General features: G+C 41.1%; 4 protein-coding genes. All 4 read left to right on the forward strand.

Annotated elements, in window-relative coordinates; translation table 11 throughout:
- Positions 1–1,135: hypothetical protein (locus ACKI5B_RS09570; RefSeq protein ID WP_407428160.1), on the forward strand; the 1,135-nt coding region annotated here is incomplete at its 5' end.
- A 134-nt stretch (positions 1,136–1,269) separates the two neighbouring features.
- Positions 1,270–1,434 (forward strand): hypothetical protein, encoded by a 165-nt coding sequence (locus tag ACKI5B_RS09575; RefSeq protein ID WP_407428162.1) that lies wholly within the window; start codon positions 1,270–1,272, stop codon positions 1,432–1,434.
- Complete coding sequence (locus tag ACKI5B_RS09580) at positions 1,435–3,912, forward strand: hypothetical protein (RefSeq protein ID WP_407428164.1); 2,478 nt, start codon at positions 1,435–1,437, stop codon at positions 3,910–3,912. It abuts the gene before it with no gap.
- A gap of 2 nt (positions 3,913–3,914) precedes the next feature.
- Positions 3,915–4,118 carry a hypothetical protein gene (locus ACKI5B_RS09585; RefSeq protein WP_407428166.1) on the forward strand — a complete coding sequence of 68 codons (204 nt, stop codon included), beginning with the start codon at positions 3,915–3,917 and terminating at the stop codon, positions 4,116–4,118.
- Positions 4,119–4,210: the final 92 nt, after the last annotated feature.

Genomic DNA, 4,210 nt, shown 5'->3' on the forward strand with positions numbered 1-4,210 from the left:
CTTTTATTATAAGGAAACAAATGACCCTTGGGGTGCATTCAAGATCAAGTATACACAGTGGCTTGGAAGAAACAGCAGTTTTATTGCAAACGAGCTGTCAGCGCTTCTGTCAAAATACAATCCGATCTATAACTATGACCGGCACGAAGTTTCAAGCGGAAGTGATACTGACCTTCAGACACCGGATGAATGGAAAGACACAAAGATTATCACACCTGATAACTGGAAGTCAACAACCACACAGACACCGACAAACTGGAAGTCAACAGAAACACAGACTCCGACTAACTGGCAAGATCAGAACGTGAAGAGCTTTACAGACTACCACGAAACAGAAACACAGACACCGACTGATTGGATAGAAGAAACCGAAAAGAGCTTCGACCAGTACCACGAAACGGAAACACAGACACCGACGAACTGGGAGCAGACAGTCACTCAGACACCTACACAGTGGCAGAAGACAAGCACTGATACTTTTACAAATTACAACGAGACAGAAACAGAGCGCCCGACAAACTGGGAGAAGACCACACAGACCCAGGGCGGAAGCGGCGCAAACTCTGAAGCCACACAAAATCAGATCATACCTTATGACGGCAGCGACTTTGCAAATGTTTCAAAATCGGTTACACAGCGTGATCAGAATGTAAAAGAGACACAGAGCGGTACTTTTGCACATGAAAAGACAATTTCAGGTACAAAAACAAACGCTGAAGCACAGACCGGAACATATCAGACAACAACAGAACAGGATGGAACTTTTGAGACTGACCGCACAAAGACCGGTACTGAGACTGATACAAAAACCCAGTCAGGAACATACGAAACTGACCGCATAAAGACCGGTACTGAGACAGATACAAGAACTCAGTCAGGTACATATAAGACGGAAACAGAACAGACCGGCACATATCAGACCGAAACAGCTGAGACAGGAACAAAGACTGAGACTTCCGAAAAGTCGGGAACTTTTGAGAGCAAGACCACTTACGGAAAGAAGCTTGATATCACAGGCAATATCGGCGTTTTATCGACTGAAGATATGATAAAGCAGGTTATCGAGTTATATGACACTGATTTTATCAAGCGCTGGATTGTTAGATTTATCGACAGTGTTTGTGTATATGTTTAATTTTACAAATGGCAACTTGCAGGCAACTTGCAGGCAACTTGCAGGCAGGTTGCAGGCAGGTTGCAGGCAACTTGCAGGCAGGTTGCCAACTATAAAAGAGTAATTTTATCGTTAGAAAGGTGGTGTAAATATAAATGACATTATATGAAAAAGTAACTGAAATTTTGCATAAAAGATGCGAACAACCTTATGAAAAAATAGATATTATTGAAGCAACCTTAGAAGCATTAAATATTAAAAATTCAGACGGAACAAATATAAATTGCTTGGAATACAATATTGAAAAAGGTGGTGAGTAAATGGCGTGGCAAAGTTTAACTGAAATAGCAGGCATATCTATTTCATATTTAAGTGGTATATCGTCACCACCAACTGACAATGTACAAGCCGATGTTCTTGTTTTAGGTCAAAACGCGAGTGCTTGGCAAAGGTCTGACGGTTATGGAACAAAAACTTGGAATATTGACAACAAATTACAAATAAACACAACAATAAATTCAAGTCAGAGAACCACATATTGTGCAAGTATTGAAACAAGTCACGTTTTTATGAATGCAACGGGTGGTGGTGGAAGTAGTGTAAAACGTGCTGATACTTGTTTTTGGATTGATGAAACGAATGAACGTGCATATTGTGTTGGTGCATTTGCAACTGACTATGGTAATACTTGGATATTATATCCGAGTATTAGTGTAGCATATCAAGAAGAATTATATCAGATTATAAAAGGTCTTGTACCTATTCCTTATAATTGGCAATCAGTCCCTTCAATTAGCGGTAAAAATGGGATTTTATCGTTATCACATGTCAGAGACGACAGCTTACTTGATGGCGGCTCACAGACTTTTACACCTGAGCAGGTATATGTTACAGAAGAGTCAAGAGTCGGCAATATTATGGCAAATGTACCTATTGGTAAAGCAATAAGAGCTATATACTCAGGCGTTGCAAATTATCTTGGAATAATGAAAGATACAGCATCATCATTTACTGTGATTTTGCAATTGGTAGAGCACATTACAAGAAGAATTTATCTAAAGTCTTTTGTTACTGACAAATGTTATATCGGCTTCATACTTGATGCAGATCAGGAAGCCGCAAGAGTCGGTATATTCTATCCGCAGTATGACCCGCAAACAGAAATACTGACAGGATATACAGTTAACTTCACAGATACTGACTACTCAGAGTCTGATATTTGGGACTGGCTGCAAGGCGGAATTGACCCTGACACTGACGGCCCTGAAGTAAACGAAGAAGACGAAGGCACGCCGGATGAATATCAGCCGGACATTGCAATCACCGGAATAACAAAACCGAGTTATGGCGCTATTGATACAGGCTTCACTACAATGTACCGCATGTCAAAAGGTGAGCTGCAAAGGCTTAGTAATTTCTTATGGACTGACAGCTTTGTTTCAAATGTCAAAAAGTTTTTCAATGACCCACGAGAAATTATTGTTGGCTTGTCAATCATGCCGGTACTACCTGATACGGAAGCAGCGCCGGGCAGTGAAGTCAAAGCCGGCGGAATTTCAACAGGTGTATACGGCTTAAAGCTTACTGACCAGTACAAGCTTGAAACATACGGAGTAATTGAAGTAAAGGCCGAAAAAGGCAATTTCTTAGATTATGCACCTTATACACAGGTGACAGCTCATTTGCCCTTTGTCGGTGCTCACTCGCTGGACGTTAACGACGTTATGGGCAAACAGCTTGCTTTAAAGTATATATTTGACTTTTTGACCGGCTCATGCGTTGCTGAAATTGATGTTTACGACGAAGAAGCCGGTGAGCTGAAACCTCGTTATTTCTTTGGCGGCTCGTGTGGTATTCAGGTTCCGTCAAGCTCCGAAGACTTCAGCCGTATGTATTCAAGCATACTTTCAGCCGGCGCAACGCTGGGCAGCGCACTTTCAACAATCGCAACAGGCGGACTGACAGCACCTTTGCTTTTGGGTACTGCATCAAACATGCTTGCAAATGGAATGAACGGCAGCCCTTCTGTTGAATTTAGCTCAGGCTCAGGAAGTGTAAACGGTATGATCGGATGCAAAGCAGCTTATCTTGTTATATCAAGGCCAAAAGAAAAGGTTGCAAAAGACCAGCAAAAATATGTTGGCAAACCTTCATTCATGACACGTACTTTGTCGAGCTGTTCAGGATATACAAAGTGTTTGAATGTTCATTTGGATAATGTACCCTGTACAGCAACAGAAAGAGCTGAAATTGAGCGTTTGCTGCTGGATGGTGTAAGAATAGCAACAGGCAGTACAACACCCGAATATACACCGACAACCGACACAGATCATGGCTTAATTTTCCTTAAATGTACATCTGACATGGATGTTATCGGCAAGAGCTGGAATGAAGAAGACGAGCTGACCGTTGAAGGTAAATTGATGTTTGATCAGGACATGCTGACACCAAAATTTGTACTACACACTAACACACTTGCATATAATTATTGTTATATACCGGACTTCGGCCGCTTCTACTATGTTACAAAGCAGCTGATAAAGACCGGTAATGAAACGGAAATACATTTGCAGTGTGATGTATTGCAAAGCTGGAAAACTCAAATACTCAGCAACAAAGCAATTGTTGAAAGATCAGCAAAAGACAGCAATGTCAATGCTTATTTTTCAGACAGCATGTACTGGACTCAGGCAAATAAAGAAGTCAAAACAGTTCCATTTTTGGATCGTGACGGCAACGAACTTGTTTTTGAAATACCTGAAAACAATTATATCTTGACAATAGCGGGGAGTGATTAATCATGGACTTTGCAACAATTGTTAGTGCTGTATCAGCTGTCGGCTTTCCGATTGTTTTCTGTCTGATCTTGTATAAGACAATGTTAGATCAGAACAGGCAGCATAAAGAAGAGTCTGACAAGCTCACTGAAGCAATACATAACAATACACTTGTTATACAGAAGTTAGTTGACAAACTGGAAACTGACGGAAAGGACACGAAATGACGAAGCTTGAAAAGGTTTTATTGTATGCTTCCAAACAGGCGGGCAGGTGCTCGCCTTATGTTTGGAGTGGTCAAGGTCAGAAAGTTAAGAAA

Source organism: Treponema sp., assembly GCF_045657965.1.
Classification (GTDB): Bacteria; Spirochaetota; Spirochaetia; order Treponematales; family Treponemataceae; genus Treponema_D.

Bases quoted from the DNA above. Each gene is read 5' to 3' on its own strand.
- ACKI5B_RS09575 (WP_407428162.1), top strand. From the start codon at position 1,270: ATGACATTATATGAAAAAGTAACTGAAATTTTGCATAAAAGATGCGAA.
- ACKI5B_RS09580 (WP_407428164.1), top strand. From the start codon at position 1,435: ATGGCGTGGCAAAGTTTAACTGAAATAGCAGGCATATCTATTTCATAT.
- ACKI5B_RS09585 (WP_407428166.1), top strand. From the start codon at position 3,915: ATGGACTTTGCAACAATTGTTAGTGCTGTATCAGCTGTCGGCTTTCCG.